Raw genomic sequence first — 18,614 nt, 5'->3', positions numbered from 1 at the left:
ATCCAGGAACTGCGGTTCGACGATCGGGTCGCCGTCATCACCGGCGCCGGCCGGGGGTTGGGCCGCGAGTACGCCCTGTTGTTGGCGTCGAAGGGCGCGAAGGTCGTCGTCAATGATCCAGGCGGCAGCTTGACCGGGGACGGGTCCGATTCCGCACCCGCGCAGGACGTGGTCCGCGAAATCGTCGCGGCGGGAGGCACTGCCGTCGCATCCACGGATTCGGTGGCGACGCCCGAGGGCGGCCAGGCGATCATCGACACCGCGATCGAGCACTACGGTCGCCTCGACATCCTCATCCACAACGCCGGCACGGTGCGGCGTGGCTCGCTCAAGGAACTAAGCTACGAGGACTTCGAAGCGGTGCTCGATGTGCACTTACGTGGTGCGTTTCACGTTGTGCGCCCCGCATTTCCGGTCATGTGCGCTGCCGGATACGGCAGGGTGGTGCTGACCTCGTCGATCGGTGGGCTGTACGGCAACCACAACGTCGCCAACTACGGCGTCGCGAAAGCCGGTCTGATCGGGCTGTCCAACGTGGTCGCGCTCGAAGGCGCTGCCGAAGGCGTGAAATGCAATGTGATCGTCCCCAGTGCCGTCACCAGAATGGCGGAAGGCATTGACACCTCGGCGTATCCACCGATGGGGCCCGAACTGGTGGCCCCGACCGTGGGCTGGCTCGCCCATGAATCCTGTTCGGTCACCGGCGAGATGCTGATCGCGATCGGTGGGCGGGTGGCTAAGGCCGTGATCGCGGAAACCCGTGGGGTGTACCAGCCGGCGTGGACGATCGAGGACGTCGCCGAGAACATCGACGCCGTCGGCGATCTCGCGGATTCGGTGATCTTTCCGGTGGTTCCCGACGGGCACGCTGATCACATCCGCTACAGCTTCGGAATGGCCAGCCATGTCTAGCGGCCCGCTGCGCGGGGTGCGCGTGGTCGATCTCACCGCGATGGTGATGGGCCCGTACTGCACGCAGATCATGGCCGATATGGGCGCCGACGTCATCAAAGTCGAGCCACCACAAGGGGATAACACGCGCTACATCTCGGTCGGCCCGGTGCCGGGCATGAGCGGAGTGTTCGTCAACGTGAACCGCGGCAAGCGCAGCGTGGTCCTGGACCTGGCGACCGAGGCCGGTAAGGCCGATCTGCGCGATCTGATCGCCGGCGCCGATGTGTTCATCCACTCGATGCGCGCCAAGGCCGTCGCCAAACTCGGCTTCGGGTACGACGACGTCGTCGCGCTCAACCCGCGGATCGTCTACACCAACTGCTACGGCTACGGCAGGCGCGGGCCTGATGCGGACCGACCGGCCTACGACGACACCATCCAGGCCGAATGCGGATTACCCGCGGTACAAGAGCAATTGACCGGTGAAGCCACCTACGTCGGCACGATCATGGCCGACAAGGTGGCCGGCCTGACCGCGCTCTACGCCACGATGATGGCGTTGTTCCACCGGGAACGCACGGGCGAGGGCCAGGAGGTCGAGGTCAGCATGTTCGAGACGATGGCCTCGTTCATGCTCGTCGAACATGCCAATGGTGCGATGTTCAGCCCCCCGCTCGGCCCCGCCGTCTATCCACGTACGGTGGCGCCCAACCGCAAGCCGTATGAGACCAAGGACGGTCACATTGCGGCGCTGATCTACAACGACAAGCACTGGAACGCCTTCATCGACGCGGTGCAGCCCGTCTGGAACTGCGCGGAGTACGCCACGCTGGAACAGCGGGCAAGGCAGATCGACACCGTGTACGGCTTGGTGGCGCAGACGCTGAAGGAGCGCACCACCGACGAGTGGCTGGACCTCTTCCGGCATCTGGAGATTCCGGCAGCGCCTATCAACAGCCCGGACGCGCTGTTCGACAATGCGCACCTCAACGCGGTCGGGCTGTTCGAAACCGTCGACACCCCGCACGGTCCGGTGCGTTTTCCTGGAGTGCCGACCTGGTTTTCGCGCACCCCGGGCCGTGTCGCGGGATTCGCGCCGGAGCTCGGGGCGGACACTGCCGAGGTGCTCGCCGAACTCGGCGCCAAGGACAAAGCGGGATAGGAAACAACACAGTGGATTTCGATCTTGGTGCGGCGGCCAACACACTGCGCGGTGAGCTACGCGAGCTGATCGGCGAGCAGGTGCCCGCTGACTTCATGGGCGCGTTCACCGACGATCCCGCGGATCTCGCGGTGGCCCAGCAGTTCTGCCGCATGCTGGCGCAGCGTCAGCTGCTGTGCATGTCCTGGCCCAAGGAGTTCGGTGGCGGCGATGCATCGGTGTGGGAGCAGACCGTCGTGCGCGAGGAGATGTGGGCGCATCACGAACCACGCGGCGCCCAGTACATGGGGGTCAACTGGGTTGGGCCGATCATCATGCGCCACGGCACAGCCGAGCAGCAGCGCAGGCATCTGCCGCCCATCGCCAACGGCGAAGTCATCTGGTGCCAGGGCTTTTCCGAGCCCGAGGCCGGCTCCGACCTGGCTTCCCTGCGCACCTCGGCCCGCCGGGAAGGCGACGGATGGCGCATCAACGGCCAGAAGATCTGGACGTCCTACGCCACCATGGCGCAATGGTGTTTCCTGCTGGCGCGCACCTCGAAAGGTGAAAAGAAACAGCAGGGCATGACCATCTTCCTGGTGCCGATGTCCGATCCCGCGATCACAGTGCGGCCCATCCGCACCATGATGGGCCCACACCATCTCAACGAGGTGTTCTTCGACGAACTGAAGGTCACCGAGGGCGACGTGCTGGGCACTGTCGACCAGGGCTGGTCGATCGTGCAGGACGTGGTGTCGTTCGAGCGGGTCGGCATCGCCCGGTATGCCCGCTGCGAACGCCTGCTGCAGTCCGCACCGGACGTGCTCGGTGATGTGTGGGACGAGTTGCCCGCCGAGCTGCGCGGCCGGTGGACGCGCATGCTCACCCACTGCCGCCGAGCCCGGTTGATGGCGTACCGGGTGGTGTCGATGCAGGCGACCGGCCGGGTGAAACCCGGTGACGCTGCGGCGTATCGGATAGCGGTGACCAGACTGGATCAGGAAAGCGCAGAGGTGCTGATGGAGATGGTCGCGGCCCTGCCGCGCGACGGCGATGCTCGCACCGAGTACTTCCGCGCGGAGGTCGAGGACCATTGGCGGTACTCGCAGGCCTCCACGGTGTCCTCGGGCAGCATCGAGATGCAGCGAATCCTGCTGTCCCGCACGATGCTGGCGGAGGCGCGGGCGTGATTCTAGATCTCAGCGACGACGCCAAAGAGTTCGGACACCAGGCACTTCGCGCGATCGAAGCCGCCGGCGGCGACCAACTGTTACAGCAGGCCGAAGCCAAACCCGAAACCCGTGCGGCCGTGGTGTCCCCGATAGTCGACGGCCTGGGAGTCGGCGAACTGGACCCGCGCACCGACCGCGACTCGCTGGAGGCCGCGGCGGCGCTGTGCCGCAGCGCCGGGTACTGGGCGTTGCCCTATCCGCTGGCCGAGCGGCTGGCCCGGCCGACCGATCTGGACGTGGACGGGTTGATCGTCGTCTCCGACACCGCACCCGAGGGTGTCCTCGAAGGCCTGGACAATCGGTGGGCCACCGTCACATTGGACGGCCGGCGCAGCACCGCAACCCGTACAGCCGCGACGGGAGCAGCGTTCACCACAGCCCTGGAGTTGACCGCGGTCGACAGCGACGGCGCCGCCGACGTGGCGCTCGGCCTGGTCCTGCCATGCTGGACGCTGCTGGGCATGCTCGATCGCGCAATCGATCTGACCACCGCGCATGTCCGCTTGCGCAAGCAATTCGGCCAGACGTTGTCCTCGTTCCAGGGCGTGCAGTTCCAGTTGACCGAGGCCGAGGTGGAGCGCAGCGGCGTCGACATTCTGGCGAAGTACGCGTTATGGAGCTTGGGCACCGCGGACGAGGTGAACGATGCGCTGGCCTTGCGGCTGGCCGCAGTCGAGGCCGCCGAGGTGGTGTTCCGGATCTGCCATCAGTTGCACGGTGCCGTCGGTTTCTGCGACGAGACCACGCTGTCGTGGCTGTCGCGCTACAGCCAGCCGTTGCGCCGCTTGCCGTTCGGCCTGTCACAGACCCGCGACACCCTGACCGCCCGGCTGGGCCGGCGCGGTTTGACCGGACTGTTCTCGTGACGGACCTCGACGACTTCCGGGCCACCGTACGCGACTGGTGCGATACGCACGTCCCCAAAGACTGGCGTGCCGCCCAAACCGGTGTCAGCGACGAGGAATTCGTGGCCTTCCAGAAATCCTGGTTCGCCGAACTGCGCAGCGCCGGTTACGCCGTACCGCATTGGCCTGTCGAATGGGGCGGGGGCATGTCGGTGCCCGAGCAGATCATCCTCTACCAAGAACTCGCCGCCCACGACGCACCGCGGCTCGTGCTGGCGTTCGTAGGGATCCACCACGCCGCCTCGACACTGTTGGCGGCAGGCACCGACGCGCAGCGGCAAAAGCACCTGCCGGCAATCCTTGACGGTGAGATCTGGGTCCAGGGCTTCTCCGAACCCGAGGCCGGGTCGGATCTCGCCGCATTGCGCACCACCGCACGCCCCGACGGCGAGAACTTCGTCGTCAACGGCCAGAAGTTGTGGGCCAGCGGCGCGATGCATGCCGACTGGTGCCTGCTGCTGGCCCGCACCGACCCGGATACCCCGAAACGGCATGGCATTTCGTATTTCCTGATGGACATGACCAGCCCCGGCATCGACGTGCGGCCGATCCGCAACGCCGTCGGCGATTCGCACTTCTGCGAGATCTTCCTCAACGACGTCGTCGTCCCGGCAGCCAACCTGGTCGGGCCGGTGAACAAGGGCTGGCAGGTCGCTCAGGCCACTCTCGGCACCGAACGCGGCATGACCATGCTGGAGCTCGCGGAGCGCCTGGGCAATGCCGGGTTCCGGTGGCTGGTGGAAGCAAGCCCGACAGACGATCCGCTGATCGCAGATCGGTTGGCGCAGTTCGAGATCGAGCTGACCGGACTACGCGGGATGTGCCGCGATCTGGTCGAGCGCACCGAAGCGGGTCAGGCAGGTCCGGCCGACGCGTCGATCGTCAAGCTCTACTACAGCGAGCTTCTGCAGCGGATGACGGGATTCGGCGCAGAGATCGGCGGCCTGGCCGCGCATACCGTGCTGACCAAGCCCGCGTCGAGCGGCTGGGAATCGGGTTCCTGGATGCTCGACTTCATCGGCTCGTGGGAATGGACCATCCCCGGTGGGGCCAGCGAGATCCAACGGACCATCATCGGTGAGCGCGGATTGGGGTTGCCGCGATGAACTTCAGTGACATCCATGACGAACTGCGTTCGGTGGCAGTCGATCTACTCGCCAAGGACACCCTGGACTGGCCGCTGCTGGTGCAAGCGGGCTGGATCGGACTCGATGTCCCGGAAGCGCTGGGCGGCGCGGGTGCCACGTTCGCCGAAGTGGCGGTGATCTGCGAGGAGCTCGGTCGGGCGGCCGCCGCCACCGGATATTTCGGAGGCGCCGTACTGGGCATCGGTGCCTTGCGTGCCTTGCGGCCCAGCGGTTCTCGCGATGCCCTGCTTGCTGACACGGTGGTAGGACAGACCCGGATCGCGCTCGCGTTGTCCGCAGATTCCGTCGACGCCCCGTTCGAGTTGGCGAACACCCGGCTCGGTTGGCGCATCGATGGTCGTGCGGCCTTCGTCCTCGACGCTGCCGGCGCCCAGCGGGTGCTGTTGCCGGCGCGCGATCCCGACGGGACTTTCGTCATCGTCGACGTGGAAGCTGCCGCCGTCGGGCTGTCGGTCACCGAGCAGCCGGTGCTCGACGAGACCCGCAGGCTCGCGACGGTGACCGCGCAGGGTGTGGAGGTCGACGACGCTGCGGTGTGGCGGTTCGACGGCGATCCGGACACACAGTTGCGCGGGCTGGGGGAGCGGGCCGCGCTGGCAGTCGCGTGCGACAGCTTGGGCGTCGCGCAGGCGATGCTCGACGCGACGGTGTCCTACACCGGGGTTCGGCAGCAGTTCGGCCGCCCGATCGGCTCGTTCCAGGCCGTCAAGCACGCCTGCGCGGACATGCTCGTGCAGATATCGGTGGCCCGCCAGCTGGTGACAGCTGCCGTCAACTCTCCGAATACCACTGCAACGTCAATGGCAAAGTCCTATGCCTGCGAGACTGCCGTCGACGTCGCAGGCAAGGCCATGCAGCTGCACGGTGGCATCGGCTACACCTGGGAGAGCGGCGTCCACGTCTACCTCAAACGGGCCGCGCTCAACCGCTCGTTGTTCGGCTCACCGTCGGCACACCGCGCCAGCCTCGCGAAGCGCTATCGATGAGTTTTCTTCACGGCACCAGTCGGTACCCATGACCTACCGAAAACCCGTGAAGGAGACACCATCGTGGTTACCCGTCAGAGCACGCCGCTGGGCGCGCCCAACTGGTTCGACCTGACCACTTCCGACGTCGAGCGCGCCAAGCAGTTCTACGGTGCGGTGTTCGGCTGGACGTTTGAAACCGGCGGCGACGAGTACGGCGGCTACACCAGCGCACTGCTCGACGGCCGCGTGGTGGCGGGCATCATGCGCAACGACCCGCAGTGGAACTCGCCGGACATGTGGACCACCTACCTGCACACCGCCGACGCCGACGCGACCGTCGCGGCGGCCGCTGAAGCCGGCGGCAGCAACTGCGGCGGGGTCATGGACGTACCCGAGAAGGGACGGATGGCGATGATGACGGACCCGAGCGGTGGGTTCTTCGGGCTGTGGCAGCCGACCGGGCATCCCGGCTATCAGGCGTTCAATGAGACCGGCGCACCGCTCTATTTCCAGCTCACCACGCGCGACTATGCGGGATCGCTGGATTTCTACCGCAAGGTGTTCGGCTGGACCACCCAGACCGTGTCGGACACTGACGAGTTCCGTTACAGCACAGCAGTATTCGACGGCGAGGAACTGCTTGGCGTGATGGACGGCAGCGAGTTCCTGCCGGAAGGCGTCCCGAGTACCTGGACCGTCTTTCTGGGCGCCGAGGATGTCGACAAGACCGTCGAGCTGGTCGTCGAAAACGGCGGCACGGTGGTGCGTGCGGCCGAGGACACGCCCTACGGTCGGCTGGCCGCGGTGACCGACCCGACCGGAGCAGGGTTCAACCTGTCGTCCCTGCAGGACTGAGTTCGTGCCGTCCGGGGTAAAGATGAAGCATGCCTGGTCACGCGATCTACCTGAAAGCATGCATCAACGGCGCGCGCACCCCGGATCAGCACCCCGCCCTCCCGGTGACACCCGGCCAGCTGGCCGATGCGGCCGTCGCGGCCCATCGCGCCGGGGCGGTCGCGGTACACCTGCATCCCAAGTCCGCCGGCGGTGTGGATTCGCTGACGCCTGAGGTGGTGGGGGCGGCCGTCGCGGCCGTACGCCACGCTGTCCCGGGCCTGCCGCTGGGCGTGACGACGGGCTACTGGGCGCTTCCCGATCCGCAGGCCCGGCTGCAGGCCGTTGAGGGCTGGGATGCGCTGCCAGATTTCGCGTCGGTCAACTGGCACGAACCGGGTGCCGAGGAGTTGGCCCGGCTGCTCCTGGACAAGGGCATCGGTGTCGAAGCCGGACTTTTCGACCCCGAGGCGGCGGCATCGTGGGCTAGCTCCGATCTCGCCGAGCACTGCATGCGCGTGATGATCGAACTGCCGCCCGACGGTGACACCGAACTTGCCGACGAAATGCTCGGCCAGGTGATGGTCGCCGGGTCGCCGGCCCCGGTGTTGTTGCACGGTACGGACGAAAGCTGTTGGCCGTTACTGGAACACGCCGGCGCAAAGGGTGTGCAAGCCCGCATCGGGCTGGAGGACACTCTGCTGCTACCGGGCGGTGCCGCCGCACCGGACAACGCAGCGCTCGTGGCAGCGGCGGTGGCGCTGCTCAGTCGGTAGTCGCGCCCAGCGCGAAGTCGGCGAAGTCGAAACCAGGTATCACCACGCAACTGACCAGGGCCGGCTCGTCGTCGCGGGGCCGGGCTCGTTGCCAGTGCCCCGGCGGCACCACCAGTTGCGGTTGCTGCCGGGCGGAGATGTCGGGACCCAGCACATGTGTTGCCGCGCTGTGTTGTTCTGCGCCGATCTCCAGAATCAGTGGGCTGCCACGATGGTGGAACCACAGCTCGGCACTACGCACCGTGTGCCATGCCGATTGCTGCCCCGGCATGAGCAGGAACAGGATCGCGGTGCCGGCGCTACGCGGCCCGGTGTAGCCCGATGGCAGCGAGGACTGACTCATGGCCAACTCGCTGCGCCAGGTTTCCCGGTACCAGCCGCCTTCGGGATGCGGGGCGAGGTCGAGCCGCCTGGCCCAGTCGGGTAGTTCGGTCACACCCGATAGTCTCGTCGGTATGGTTCGTCTGCGTCCAGGCTGGCTGGTGGCACTGTGTGCGGCTGTCCTGGTGATCACCGCATGGCTGCCGTGGCTGACCACTAGTGCCGACGGCGGTGGCCGGGCCAACGCGATCGGCGGCGCGGTCGGCAGCATCGTCTTGCCGCCGGGGTTCGGGGCGGGCCAGCTCATCGTGTTGCTCGGCTCGAGCCTGATCGTGGCGGGCGCCATGGCGGGGCAGGGCTTGTCGGAAAGGGTCGCAGCCGCTGTGGGACTACTCATTTCGCTACTGCTGGTGGTGCTGACGGTGTGGTACTACACCCTCAACGTCAAACCGCCGGTGGGCGCGGGCTACGGGCTCTACGTCGGTGGCGGCCTGGCGGTGGTTGCCGCGGTCTGCTCGATATGGGCCCTGCTGTCCACCTTTGGAAGGCGGTCATGAGCGAGTTCGTCAAACCCGTGATGCTGACCGGGCAGCGGTGGGTGACGCTGGAACCGTTGACCCGCGAACACATCCCGGAGATCGACGCGGCCGCACTGGACGGTGAGCTGGGCACGTTGTGGTACACGATGACGCCGAAGCCCGGCGCGGCCGAACCATGGGTCGAGCGCATGCTCGAACTACGGGCAGCCGATGACGGCCTCAGCTTCGTGGTGCGCAGCCTCGACGGCAGGCTGGTGGGCTCGACCAGTTACCTGAACGTGGACGACGCCAATCGCAGGTTGGAGATCGGGCACACCTGGTATGTCGCCGACGTCCGCAAAACCGGCGTCAACGCCGAAACCAAGCTACTGATGCTTGGCCATGCGTTCGATGAGTTGAACTGTGTCGCAGTTGAATTCCGCACCCACTTCTTCAACTTCGCCAGTCGCGCGGCGATCGAACGGTTGGGCGCCAAACTGGACGGGGTGCTGCGCAGCCACCAGATCGCCGCCGACGGCACCCGTCGCGACACTGTCGTTTACTCGATCCTCGACATCGAGTGGGCCGCGGCGCGGTCCAACCTGAAGTTCAGGCTGGACCGCCGCGGTTTGACTACCTAGTCGGCATCGACGGTGTTGGTTTCGATGGACCTTCGGCTATCGCCACGAGCCACTTCGATCTTGCGCGGCCGGGCGCGTTCGGCCACCGGGATGGTGACGGTCAGCACGCCGTTTTCGTAGGTGGCGGAGATTCCGGACGTATCGATACCGTCGCCCAGGGTCATCTGGCGCCGATAGCTGCCGAAGAAGCGCTCGGTGGCGAGCCACTGCACCGATTCTTCCGTGCGGGCGGTCCGTTGCGCCGCAATGGTCAGAGTGCCGTTGTCGACGCTGACGTCGACCGAACCCGGATCGACGCCGGGCAGGTCCGCCGTCAGGACATAGTGGTCGTCGATCTTGCACAGGTCCATCGGCATGAACCTGGGTGTGCGTGTAGACCCGGCATCGCCTGACAGCAAACTCCTGGTCAACGCATCGAGATCACTGAACGGATCAAAACGAAGCACAGTAATTCACCTCCTGTGTCGACTAAGAGCCCGCCACCCTGGCGGGCAGCCAATCACTGTGCAACGCCGATATTAGCACTCTCGATGGGAGAGTGCTAGAACGTTTTTGGGTGTTTCTGCTCCACTGAATGCGATCAAAGCCCTGGTCGCAAAGGCATTGGTGGCGGCCGTCTGTCGGGTCGCCGGAACTGGCGTTGTGTTCAATTGGGAGCCTGTCTAACGGCGGCCGGGCTTGGGCACGGCGGTTCCCGTGGGACGTGGGTCGCACCGGCACGTTTCGGCCGTTGGCCGAGAGGTGGCGATGAGTCCACAGCAACCGCACCACGCACAACGCCGCGGCGGTGATCCTTCCGGATCGCCGCCGCGGCGTTACGTGTGATCTAGCTGAACGGACTCAGTCGTCGTGACCGTGACCGTGGCCGTGACCACGACCGTGCCAGCGTGGGCCGTCGTCGTACCACGGGCGAACCCAACCGGGGCCCTCCACGCAAGCGCTTACGAAGCCGTACGGCCCGGTCGCGCAGATCTCGGGACCTGCCGCCGCCGGAGCCGCAGCAGCGACTGCCACACCTGCCGGCACAGCCAGCGCGCCGAGCCCGATAACAGCGGCCCGCTTCAGTTTCGAACGGATCATTTCCCCACCTCCGGGTTGTTTGCCTAGTACGAGCTCTAAACCCCCGTCTGAAATTAACCTTAGTACACCTCACGATATTCCTGTGAAGGGGCTGAGCTGAAGCGCTGCAATCACTTTGCTCTCATAGCGGTTGTACATGTCAGACCGATTGCGCGCGTTTGCGGGTCGAATCTAATCAAAATGAGACGTCCTCGTGTCCTGCCGGCGTCGGGGTGCCGGTGGACTTCGACGGCCTGGTCTGCCGGATACCCCGCTACCGGTCGCGTCGTTAGCTGGCCGGAATGTGTCGTCCAACCGGCCCGGCGGCCGACGCTCGATGAGTTTCGCCGCATTCCGGTGGTCTCAACCGTCGGTTGCTTGAGGACGGACTTGAGGAGAGGTGTGTGTAGGGGTGCGCTCGACGGCAAGGTTGCGCTGATCACCGGTGGTGCTCGTGGTCAGGGCCGGGCATGCGACGGCGCTGGCGCGGGAAGGCGCCGACTTCGTCGTGTGCGATATCGCGGCCCACATCGTGGCGACTTCCTCGATCGTCGCCGGGACCGGGGCCACCAACTCCGGGCACTATGCGGCGGCCAAGGCAGGCGTGGTCGCGCTCGTGAAATCGGTGGCTCCATGATCTTGTCCAACGGTCTGGGCTGATAGGAGCATCAGCGCCCCGAAGTTCACTCGCGTGGCGGTGGGTGAGGCCCGCTAGAGCGCTCGAGGTGCGGGCTGTGCTGTGCCCCCGGCAGGATTCGAACCTGCGACACCGGCTTTAGGAGAGCCGTGCTCTATCCCCTGAGCTACGGGGGCCAGGGACCTTGGAAGCTTACCGAAGCCACTGTATGCCTGAACACCGAGTTATCGCTCCCATGCGGTGGGCGTCTATCGCGGCGTGACCATTGTTTGCGATGAATGGTGTCGCGTGGCAGGTGGCGAGTTCAGAGCGCCGCCGGGTGCTCGCCATGTTTTGCCAAAAGTAAATCATTCCGTTGCAGCGCAAGATATTTCGCGGTAGCGTGAGTGTAATCGCCTGTCGGATAACAACATCCACCGATGTCAGGTCTGGCCGCCTCGATCCGCGGCCATCTTGAATCCGACCATACACAACGCGTCGGCCAACGTCAGGCGTCGTTTGGCGCAGCATGGCGATGTGCACGGTGATTATGGTGCTGCACCGGCACTTTCGCGGCGGATTGCATCGGCGTTCCTTTGGCGGGTTAAGGGAGGGTTGGGCGCCCCGCTGCCGAATGTTCACGGTGAGCTGACCCACACCGGTCTTGAAAAGGACGGTGCATTCGTGTTTATCGTGGCGCAACATCGTTGAAATCCGGTTGTGCTCAAAGGCATTTGGGAGGCTTACGGGCTGTGCGTCGACGTGTCGCTGTTGTGCCTGCTCGTCGCGATTTTCCGGCGGATCCGCAGTGGTGAACGTCGACCTGGATGGGCCTGCCCCTACATCGCAGGACGCAGACCCTGTCAACGCGCACCCTGTCAACGCGCACCGATTTCCGGCGCCGCGCTTCCCGGCATCGGTAACGACCGTGCCCGTCTTCTTGCTTGCCGTCATGCTTGTCGCCTCGGCCGCTCTCGTGTTTCTGCGGAGCCCGGCCATCCCGGAGGTACCGGCTTCGGCGTCTGAGGAACTGCGTGTGGCGGCGAGCGACGCAGCCGCCGCGTTCGCCGCGCCGGTTGACCTGTTTGTTCAGTCGGCCGAGCTTCAGCGCGATGCGCTGGCCGCCGGTTCCGGGCGGAAGTCCCTCCGTGAGATGACTCGGGCAAACGACAACATCAACGGTCTCGCGCTCGTCGACCGCGTCACGGGCAAGGTGCTCAGGGACCGCGGCGACGACGTTCCGCTTCCATCGCCTCTGTCGGCTCTGCCCGACCGTCCGCAGTCAACCCTTGCCGATGACCAACTGATCGTTTCGGTACCGATATCCCCCGAACGGGTGCTGATCGGCTCACTGCGGTTGAGTGCACCCCGCATCCCTGGTGCGCCGCCCGACCAGCGGGTGCTGCTGGCGCGTCCGGACGGCGGGATCGTCGCCCAGTCGGCCGGCGCTCCCGACGCTCCGACAACTGTGGTGCAGGCTGCCGCGGCGGGCGTCGCGCGCGGCCAGGCGGGTTTTGCGGTCGACAATTCGCAATTGGTACCGCCGCAGTCCGCAGCGGACGTGTTCGCGATTCCTGGCTCTGCAGCAGCCCCACCACCCGAACGCGTTGCCGCGGTTGGTGGGGCGCCTGTGAACGGCGTTGCCGGGACCAGTGGTCTTGCGGCGCTGGTGGTCCGTGCGGTGACACTTGCGCCGGGCGCAACGACAGATCCAGGGGGAATGGCGGCTGTCGCCGTCGCGGCCGGCGGTGTTCTGGGATTTCTGATGCTGGCCGCGCTGTTCGTCCGGCCGATTCGGCGACTGCGCGACGACGTCGACCGGCTCGTCACCGACGTCGACGCGGGTCACGAGGCCCGCAGTTGGATCCGCCGATCGCGGTTGCGTCAAGTAGATCTCATCGCACGATTTGCGGCGCGTTTGCCGCTCACCGCGGCAGGCACCCGCGATCTGGCTCCCTCAGTGGTACCTCGCTTGACACTCGGCGGCGTTGCCGTCCTTGCGGTGGTCGGGTCGGTCGTGATCGCGGCGCTGGCTGGTGGATTCGCGGCGGTACACACGCAGCAAGCGGCACGGACCGACGTACTGGTGGAGCGCAGCCGAGCCACGGTGGAGGACACTGCCGAACGTCTTGAACGCACGCTGACCGAAGGGCTTGCGGCAGTCCAGGCGTCGGCCTCACCGACGGTTGGCGAGGCCCGGTCCGACTGGGCGGCAGAGGTCAGCGCCATGCACGCATCACGTCCTGCGTTCCGCTCGGTGTATGTCCGGGATGCCGCCACCAACATCGTCGCCGTGGCGGGCGAATATCCACGCGCCGAAACCGTTCCGGCGACTCCGCTGGCACAGCTAAATCAGTCGGGGTCGGAACCGATCGTCACCGCGGCGGCACCCACCCACGACGGACGGTTCACCGTGATCGCGGAACTCGATCCGCGCACGCTGAATACCATGCTGCGGCATGCAGATCGCCCGACGCGAGTATTCGACGGGGGTATCCGCACCGTCCTCGGCTCTGATGGATACGTCTCGTTCAGCACCTTGGATGACCCAGTCTTGCGCCAAGCCGCGGTAGACGCGACGGTGGCGCCCCTGACCGAGATCGAAAGGACCAGCGGAGCAGAAGAACTCGTCGCCACCCAACGCATCGGCCAGACCGATGCCACTGCCAAACTCGGCTGGGTGGTGCTGCAGCACCGGGAAGTGGCCACCGCGCGCTACACCGTTGACCCTGTCGGTCGCGCTACCACGGTGATCGTCGGCATCACCGCACTCGCCTGCCTGGGTCTGCTGGCCTGGGGTTACGTGACGACGATTCAGCCGCTGCAACGGCTTGCCGACTGGCTCGCGTCGAACGCATCGGCGTCGACCGACCGCGTTCTCGGGAACTGCCCGCCACCCCGACGACTCGACGAGGTGGGTGCGGTGATGGCCGGGTTGAACCACTGTCTGAAGCGGAAGTGAGCGGCGTTGACGTTCCTGTTTGTGGTGTATCTGTCCGGCTGCTTGGTCCTGCTCGTGGGCGGGATCATCGAGCAACGCAGGCATTACCGGAACTTGCACAGCATTCCGAATCGGATAGTGATCAACGGAATTCGCGGAAAGAGCTCGATAACGCGGTTGTGTGCCGGTGCGCTACGAGGCGGTGGGATTGTCACGGTTGCCAAGACGACCGGCACCGCGGCCCGCTTCATCCCACCCGACGGGGTGGACACGACGATCTATCGGAAGTTCGGTCTCGCCAACGTGATCGAACAGGTAGGCATCGTGCGTCAAGCTGCCGCCTACCGTCCCGATGCACTGGTCATCGAATGCATGGCGGTGCTGCCGGACCTGCAGGAGATCAACGAGCGCAAGCTGATCCATTCGACGATCTGCGTCATCTGCAATGTCCGCGAAGACCATCTGGCCGAGATGGGGCCCACGTTGGAGGACATCGCGCGATCGTTGTCACGATCGATGCCCAAAGGAGGCGTTTGTATCACGGCCGAACAGGATCAGATCGAAGTGCTGCGTGCCGAGGCGGCCCGGCGCGGTTGCCGACTCATCCAGGTCGATCCAGACGAGATCGGCGACGACGTCGTCGGCAGTTTCCCCTTCATCACGTTCAAGGAGAACATAGCCATCGCGTTGAAGGTTGCCGAATTATGCGGATTAGACGGCGAATCGGCATTGCGCGGAATGATCACGTCACCGCCGGATCCGGGTACTGTCGCCGTCCATGACTACGCAGTGAACGGCCGGCGGTTGTCCTTCGCCAACTTGTTCGCCGCGAATGATCCGGCCTCCACGTTGATGAACATCCGGCAGTTGACCGAGCGAGGACTCATCGCCCGGCCACTCAATATCGTGATCAACTGCCGTCCTGACCGGATCGAACGAAACGGCCAGATGGGCGAGCTGACGGGAGAGCTGCAGCCCGACAAGATCATCCTGATCGGCGATCCGACCCGCTCGGCTCGGGTCACCGTCCCACGCGAGATCACAGACAGGATCGCCGATTTCGGTAGCCGGCCGAAGTATGACGAGGTCGTCGACGCCTTCGCGACGGAGGATGGCGCCGGGTCTGTCGTCACCATCGGCAACATCCATGGGCAGGGTGAAGTGCTCCTCGAGTACGTCGAACGGCTCCCTGCCGCCCTGGAGAACGCATGCTGACGGGGACACTTGCGCCGGAAGTCGCGACCATTGCCCTGGCCATCGGACTCATGTTCGCGTTCGTCTGTTACCTCACCACCAATCTGTCCCCGGGCGGAATGATCACGCCTGGCTGGCTCGCCGTAACGGTGACCGAAGACCCTCGCAAGGTCGCCCTCATCGCCGGCATCACGGTGCTCACCTATCTATCGACACTGATTCTCCAACGCGTGGTTATTCTCTACGGCAAGCGGCTGTTCGCCTCCGTGATCATGGTCAGTGTGGTGTTCTCGACCGGCCTTTTTCTGCTGGTGCACAACGACTTTCCGTTGTTGTTCGTGCATCAGACGCTGGGGTTCATCATTCCGGGGCTGATCGGGTACCAACTGGTCCGACAGCCGCGCGCCGCCACGATCGCGTGTACCACGGCGGTCAGTCTCGCCGCGTACGGCGTGCTGGCGAGCGGAATCCTGCTCGGACTGGTCCCTACCGCTTGAATCTGTGACGAGGAGACACGCTGATGAACCTTCACCGCAACACCGTCAAGCGAATTGCGTTCACCGCCACCGGCATTCTTCTCGGTGTCGCAGGCATCACGACGGGAATGCTCCGCGATCACGCCGGGGGCGGACCGGGGGAAGTGCCGGCGCAAGGGCCGGTCGCCGCACCGATGATTCACAAAGCTGCCGCGTTTTCGGGCGATGTCCAGTATCAGCGTTTGGCGAACCCGCCCCGAACTGTCGTGACCGATCGCGCCGGCCGAGTCGTCGCGATGCTGACGGACGGAGCCCGAACGGCGAACGTGGTGGGTCCGACCCGCAGGTTCGCAGAGCCGTCGACGACGTCGGCGTCAGTCACCACACAGTCCTGGGTGCGGATCCTGCCGCACGCGTGGATGCACGGTGCCGAACAGGAACCGTGGTTTCGGCCTTGGCTCGACACGGCACTTCACGACCGGAGTCCAGACGTTCTCGCCGCGGCTTCGCAGTATCTGCCGGGAAGCCCTGAACATGTTGACGCACAAGGACACCGCTACTGCGGCGATGCGCGGTACGGGAAGCTGGACGTCAACGTCGACGGCAGGGTCGAGCGGTCCGACTTCTACGATTACCTCGGGTTGCCCTGGACGTTTCCGGACGGGGGCGTCGGACTGCCCGACCCGGCGCGCAGCGGTGCGGTCGACGATTCTGGGTTCGTCCGGTTGGTGTTCGGATATCGGTCGGCAATGCCACTGCGTGCCGCCGGCAGCGACGACGGAGCCGCAGGCGGCATACCGCGCGGCACCGGCGACATCGCCGCGGAATCACCGGGCACCGTCGTCGTGCCGGACCGTGGCCTGCCGGTGAGTGACTTCGGACTGCTGCAACCCGGTGATCTGGTTTTCTTCAACACCGACCCGGACCGGCGGGTCGATCACGTCGGCATCTATCTGGGCGTAGACGACGGTGATCACCACCGATTCATTTCCAGCAGGAGGTCTGCCGACGGCCCCACCATGGGCGACACGGGAGGAGCGGCGGTACTCGACGGCGGTGGAGATTACGCTGCAGCTTTTCGGAGCGTGAAACGTTTGTGAGATCACCCTATTCGCTGGACCTCGACCGCCGCCGATTTCTCGGCGCGCTCGCTGGAGCCACCTCGGTCGGGGCACTCGCGGCCTGCGGGACGACACCGAATACGCACCCCCCGGAGTCGCTTGACGAGTACGTGACCGCATTGGCCCAGCGCCTGCACCCCGGTCAGCGTTACCGTGGTGTGACGGAAACGGAAGTCCGCCAGGGGATCACCGCCGTCGAGCATCTGATGAGCGGTGACGTGGGCGCCGCCGGAACCGATTTCGGCAAGCTGGGTTTCACCCTCGAACGAATCCACGATGAACCCTCGCGTCGTGACTGCATCCTGGCGGCCGCAGAAATGGACACCGACCGCGCGTGGGGCCTGTTGATCATCGCGCCGGGGACCGGCCCACCAGACGTATTGATCGAGGTCCCGCATCCCCGCGCGGACCGCGACACCGAACAGATCGGTCTCGCGGTGTTCCGTGCCGTACCAGGGTCGGCGTTGCTGATAGCGGGGGCGCATCGGAGGGCAGCGGGAGGTGCCGCTGATGTTGCGCACCAGCGAGATTCACTGTTCGGCGCACTCGCCGACACTTTGGCCGAGCGTGGATCGTTCCAATTGCAACTGCACGGGTTCGCCGACGACAGCCTGCGTGGCAAGGATGCGGTGATCTCCACCGGCGCCGCGGACGTGGGCGCACGCAGTAAGAGACTCGCCGCGGCGCTCGACGACGCCGACCTTGAGGTGTGCCGTGCGTGGAAGCAAAGGTGCCCCGAGTTGGAAGGGCGGCGGAATGTGCAGGGCAAAGCCGCGGCCCGCCGCGGTCAACCGTTTGTACATCTCGAGCTCAACAACACAACGCGGATGGATCCGACGAGACGCAGTGCCGTCGTGGCCGCTCTCGCCGGTGCGTTGATCGACGTCGACTGACCAGGAGTTACGTCAGGGGCAACTCGGCGAAGATCGGCGTGGTCGGCGCGGGGGAGCCGGTGCGGGAACTGTCACCGCAGTTCGGCGATCACCTTCGCGAAGGTCTCGGTGTGCGCTGCCTGGACGATGAAATAGCTGATCCCGTACACCTCGCGGAGTTCTCGCAGTCGGTCGGCCATCGCCCCGATCGAGCCCGACAGTACGCCCGGATGCCGCAGCAACTGCTCGTCGGTGAGCCCGGGCAGAAAGTGCCGGGGGATCGACAGATTGGGCATCTCCGAGTCGGCTCGGGGCATCGCAGTGATCGCGATGTTGAGTTCCAGGCTCGGGAAGCGGTCGCCGGCTGCCTTGCGCAGGAAGGCAATTCGTTCCGCCAGCGGATCTCCGTCGACGTGATCCCCGCCGGTGAACCCGACGATGTCGGCTGTCTCGGCGGCCACCGTCAGCAGCCTGTCTCCGTTGCCCGCGATGAAGATCGGCACGTCGGGCAGGTGCTCGCTGATGTGCTCGGTCACATGCCGCAGGTATTCGATGCGTTCGCGCGCGCTCGGGAACGGCAGTTCGGCCGCCTCGAACTCTTCCCGCACATATCCGGCGCCCAGTCCGAGGTCCAACCGTCCGCCGGACAGATCCCGCAGCGCCTGCACATCGCGGGCCAGCAGCGCCGGCTTGTAGAAGCAGGCGTTGAGCACGAACGTCCCGATCCGCAGGGTGCTGGTGGCGTTCGCCGCTGTCATCAGGGTGGGGAAGGGTGCGGGGGCACCGAGGTGATCCGGCACGTTCAGCACGTCGAATCCGAGATCTTCGGCCTGGCCCGCCGCGTCGGCCAGCTGTGCTTGTGACTCGGCTGCGCGCAGGCTGACGCCGAAGCGGAAATCGTTGGGCATCACCCGATCCTAGGTGCGGCACCCAATGTTTGGTAAACCGTGCACCGGG

The 18,614-nt window shown here is 65.6% G+C and carries 20 protein-coding genes and 1 tRNA gene; 16 read left to right on the top strand and 5 right to left on the bottom strand.

Annotated features, from left to right (window positions below):
* From ABQF30_RS22675 to ABQF30_RS22640, 8 genes are all read left to right on the top strand, one after another.
* Positions 1–912 (top strand): SDR family NAD(P)-dependent oxidoreductase, encoded by a 912-nt coding sequence (locus ABQF30_RS22675; RefSeq protein ID WP_448468339.1) that lies wholly within the window; start codon positions 1–3, stop codon positions 910–912.
* Complete coding sequence (locus tag ABQF30_RS22670) at positions 905–2,056, top strand: CaiB/BaiF CoA transferase family protein (RefSeq protein ID WP_448467988.1); 1,152 nt, start codon at positions 905–907, stop codon at positions 2,054–2,056. The genes ABQF30_RS22675 and ABQF30_RS22670 overlap by 8 nt, the downstream gene beginning before the upstream one ends.
* Positions 2,057–2,067: 11 nt before the next feature.
* A complete protein-coding gene (locus ABQF30_RS22665; RefSeq protein ID WP_448467986.1) occupies positions 2,068–3,225 on the top strand; it encodes an acyl-CoA dehydrogenase family protein in 1,158 nt (385 codons plus the stop codon).
* Positions 3,222–4,133 carry an acyl-CoA dehydrogenase family protein gene (locus ABQF30_RS22660; RefSeq protein WP_448467984.1) on the top strand — a complete coding sequence of 304 codons (912 nt, stop codon included), beginning with the start codon at positions 3,222–3,224 and terminating at the stop codon, positions 4,131–4,133. The genes ABQF30_RS22665 and ABQF30_RS22660 overlap by 4 nt, the downstream gene beginning before the upstream one ends.
* Positions 4,130–5,278, top strand: a complete 1,149-nt coding sequence (locus tag ABQF30_RS22655; protein WP_448467982.1) for an acyl-CoA dehydrogenase family protein — start codon at positions 4,130–4,132, stop codon at positions 5,276–5,278. The genes ABQF30_RS22660 and ABQF30_RS22655 overlap by 4 nt, the downstream gene beginning before the upstream one ends.
* Entirely contained in the window at positions 5,275–6,306 is a 1,032-nt protein-coding gene (locus ABQF30_RS22650; protein WP_448467980.1) for an acyl-CoA dehydrogenase family protein, read from the top strand. Before ABQF30_RS22655 ends, ABQF30_RS22650 begins: the two co-directional genes overlap by 4 nt.
* A gap of 63 nt (positions 6,307–6,369) precedes the next feature.
* Positions 6,370–7,143: a VOC family protein gene (locus ABQF30_RS22645; RefSeq protein ID WP_448467977.1), complete on the top strand. Its 774-nt coding sequence runs from the start codon at positions 6,370–6,372 to the stop codon at positions 7,141–7,143.
* A 29-nt stretch (positions 7,144–7,172) separates the two neighbouring features.
* Positions 7,173–7,898 (top strand): 3-keto-5-aminohexanoate cleavage protein, encoded by a 726-nt coding sequence (locus tag ABQF30_RS22640; protein WP_448467975.1) that lies wholly within the window; start codon positions 7,173–7,175, stop codon positions 7,896–7,898.
* Here ABQF30_RS22640 and ABQF30_RS22635 read toward each other — a convergent pair.
* Complete coding sequence (locus ABQF30_RS22635; protein WP_448467973.1) at positions 7,888–8,334, bottom strand: cupin domain-containing protein; 447 nt, start codon at positions 8,332–8,334, stop codon at positions 7,888–7,890. The genes ABQF30_RS22640 and ABQF30_RS22635 overlap by 11 nt on opposite strands.
* Positions 8,335–8,353: 19 nt before the next feature.
* Between ABQF30_RS22635 and ABQF30_RS22630 the strand changes: the two genes are divergently transcribed.
* Entirely contained in the window at positions 8,354–8,776 is a 423-nt protein-coding gene (locus ABQF30_RS22630) for a hypothetical protein (RefSeq protein WP_448467971.1), read from the top strand.
* Positions 8,773–9,378, top strand: coding sequence for a GNAT family N-acetyltransferase (locus ABQF30_RS22625; RefSeq protein ID WP_448467969.1), 606 nt, complete (start codon positions 8,773–8,775; stop codon positions 9,376–9,378). The genes ABQF30_RS22630 and ABQF30_RS22625 overlap by 4 nt, the downstream gene beginning before the upstream one ends.
* Here the strand turns inward: ABQF30_RS22625 and ABQF30_RS22620 are convergent.
* Together ABQF30_RS22620 and ABQF30_RS22615 are read right to left on the bottom strand one after the other, a co-directional pair.
* A complete protein-coding gene (locus ABQF30_RS22620; RefSeq protein WP_448467967.1) occupies positions 9,375–9,824 on the bottom strand; it encodes an Hsp20/alpha crystallin family protein in 450 nt (149 codons plus the stop codon). The two genes, ABQF30_RS22625 and ABQF30_RS22620, sit on opposite strands and share 4 nt — an antisense overlap.
* 394 nt (positions 9,825–10,218) lie before the next feature.
* Positions 10,219–10,458 (bottom strand): hypothetical protein, encoded by a 240-nt coding sequence (locus ABQF30_RS22615; protein ID WP_448467965.1) that lies wholly within the window; start codon positions 10,456–10,458, stop codon positions 10,219–10,221.
* Between the two features lie 424 nt (positions 10,459–10,882).
* Here ABQF30_RS22615 and ABQF30_RS22610 point away from each other — a divergent pair, with 424 nt between their 5' ends.
* Positions 10,883–11,074: a hypothetical protein gene (locus ABQF30_RS22610; RefSeq protein ID WP_448467963.1), complete on the top strand. Its 192-nt coding sequence runs from the start codon at positions 10,883–10,885 to the stop codon at positions 11,072–11,074.
* 103 nt (positions 11,075–11,177) lie between these two features.
* Here ABQF30_RS22610 and ABQF30_RS22605 read toward each other — a convergent pair.
* Positions 11,178–11,250 (bottom strand) — tRNA-Arg (locus ABQF30_RS22605).
* A 731-nt stretch (positions 11,251–11,981) separates the two neighbouring features.
* Between ABQF30_RS22605 and ABQF30_RS22600 the strand changes: the two genes are divergently transcribed.
* From ABQF30_RS22600 to ABQF30_RS22580, 5 genes are read left to right on the top strand one after another with little or no spacing between them, the layout of a single operon-like run.
* Positions 11,982–14,015 (top strand): hypothetical protein, encoded by a 2,034-nt coding sequence (locus ABQF30_RS22600; RefSeq protein ID WP_448467961.1) that lies wholly within the window; start codon positions 11,982–11,984, stop codon positions 14,013–14,015.
* 6 nt (positions 14,016–14,021) lie between these two features.
* On the top strand, positions 14,022–15,209 hold the full coding sequence (pgsB, locus tag ABQF30_RS22595; RefSeq protein WP_448467959.1) for a poly-gamma-glutamate synthase PgsB: 1,188 nt from the start codon (positions 14,022–14,024) through the stop codon (positions 15,207–15,209).
* Positions 15,203–15,685 (top strand): poly-gamma-glutamate biosynthesis protein PgsC/CapC, encoded by a 483-nt coding sequence (locus ABQF30_RS22590; protein WP_448467957.1) that lies wholly within the window; start codon positions 15,203–15,205, stop codon positions 15,683–15,685. Before pgsB ends, ABQF30_RS22590 begins: the two co-directional genes overlap by 7 nt.
* A gap of 23 nt (positions 15,686–15,708) precedes the next feature.
* Positions 15,709–16,764 (top strand): NlpC/P60 family protein, encoded by a 1,056-nt coding sequence (locus ABQF30_RS22585; RefSeq protein WP_448467955.1) that lies wholly within the window; start codon positions 15,709–15,711, stop codon positions 16,762–16,764.
* Positions 16,761–17,678 (top strand): hypothetical protein, encoded by a 918-nt coding sequence (locus tag ABQF30_RS22580; RefSeq protein WP_448467953.1) that lies wholly within the window; start codon positions 16,761–16,763, stop codon positions 17,676–17,678. Before ABQF30_RS22585 ends, ABQF30_RS22580 begins: the two co-directional genes overlap by 4 nt.
* Positions 17,679–17,749: 71 nt before the next feature.
* Here the strand turns inward: ABQF30_RS22580 and ABQF30_RS22575 are convergent, their stop codons facing one another.
* Positions 17,750–18,565 (bottom strand): LLM class F420-dependent oxidoreductase, encoded by an 816-nt coding sequence (locus ABQF30_RS22575; RefSeq protein WP_448467951.1) that lies wholly within the window; start codon positions 18,563–18,565, stop codon positions 17,750–17,752.
* Between the last annotated feature and the right edge of the window lie 49 nt (positions 18,566–18,614).

This window comes from Mycolicibacterium sp. XJ870 (assembly GCF_053483975.1).
This window is presented reverse-complemented; position numbering and strand designations above follow the sequence as displayed.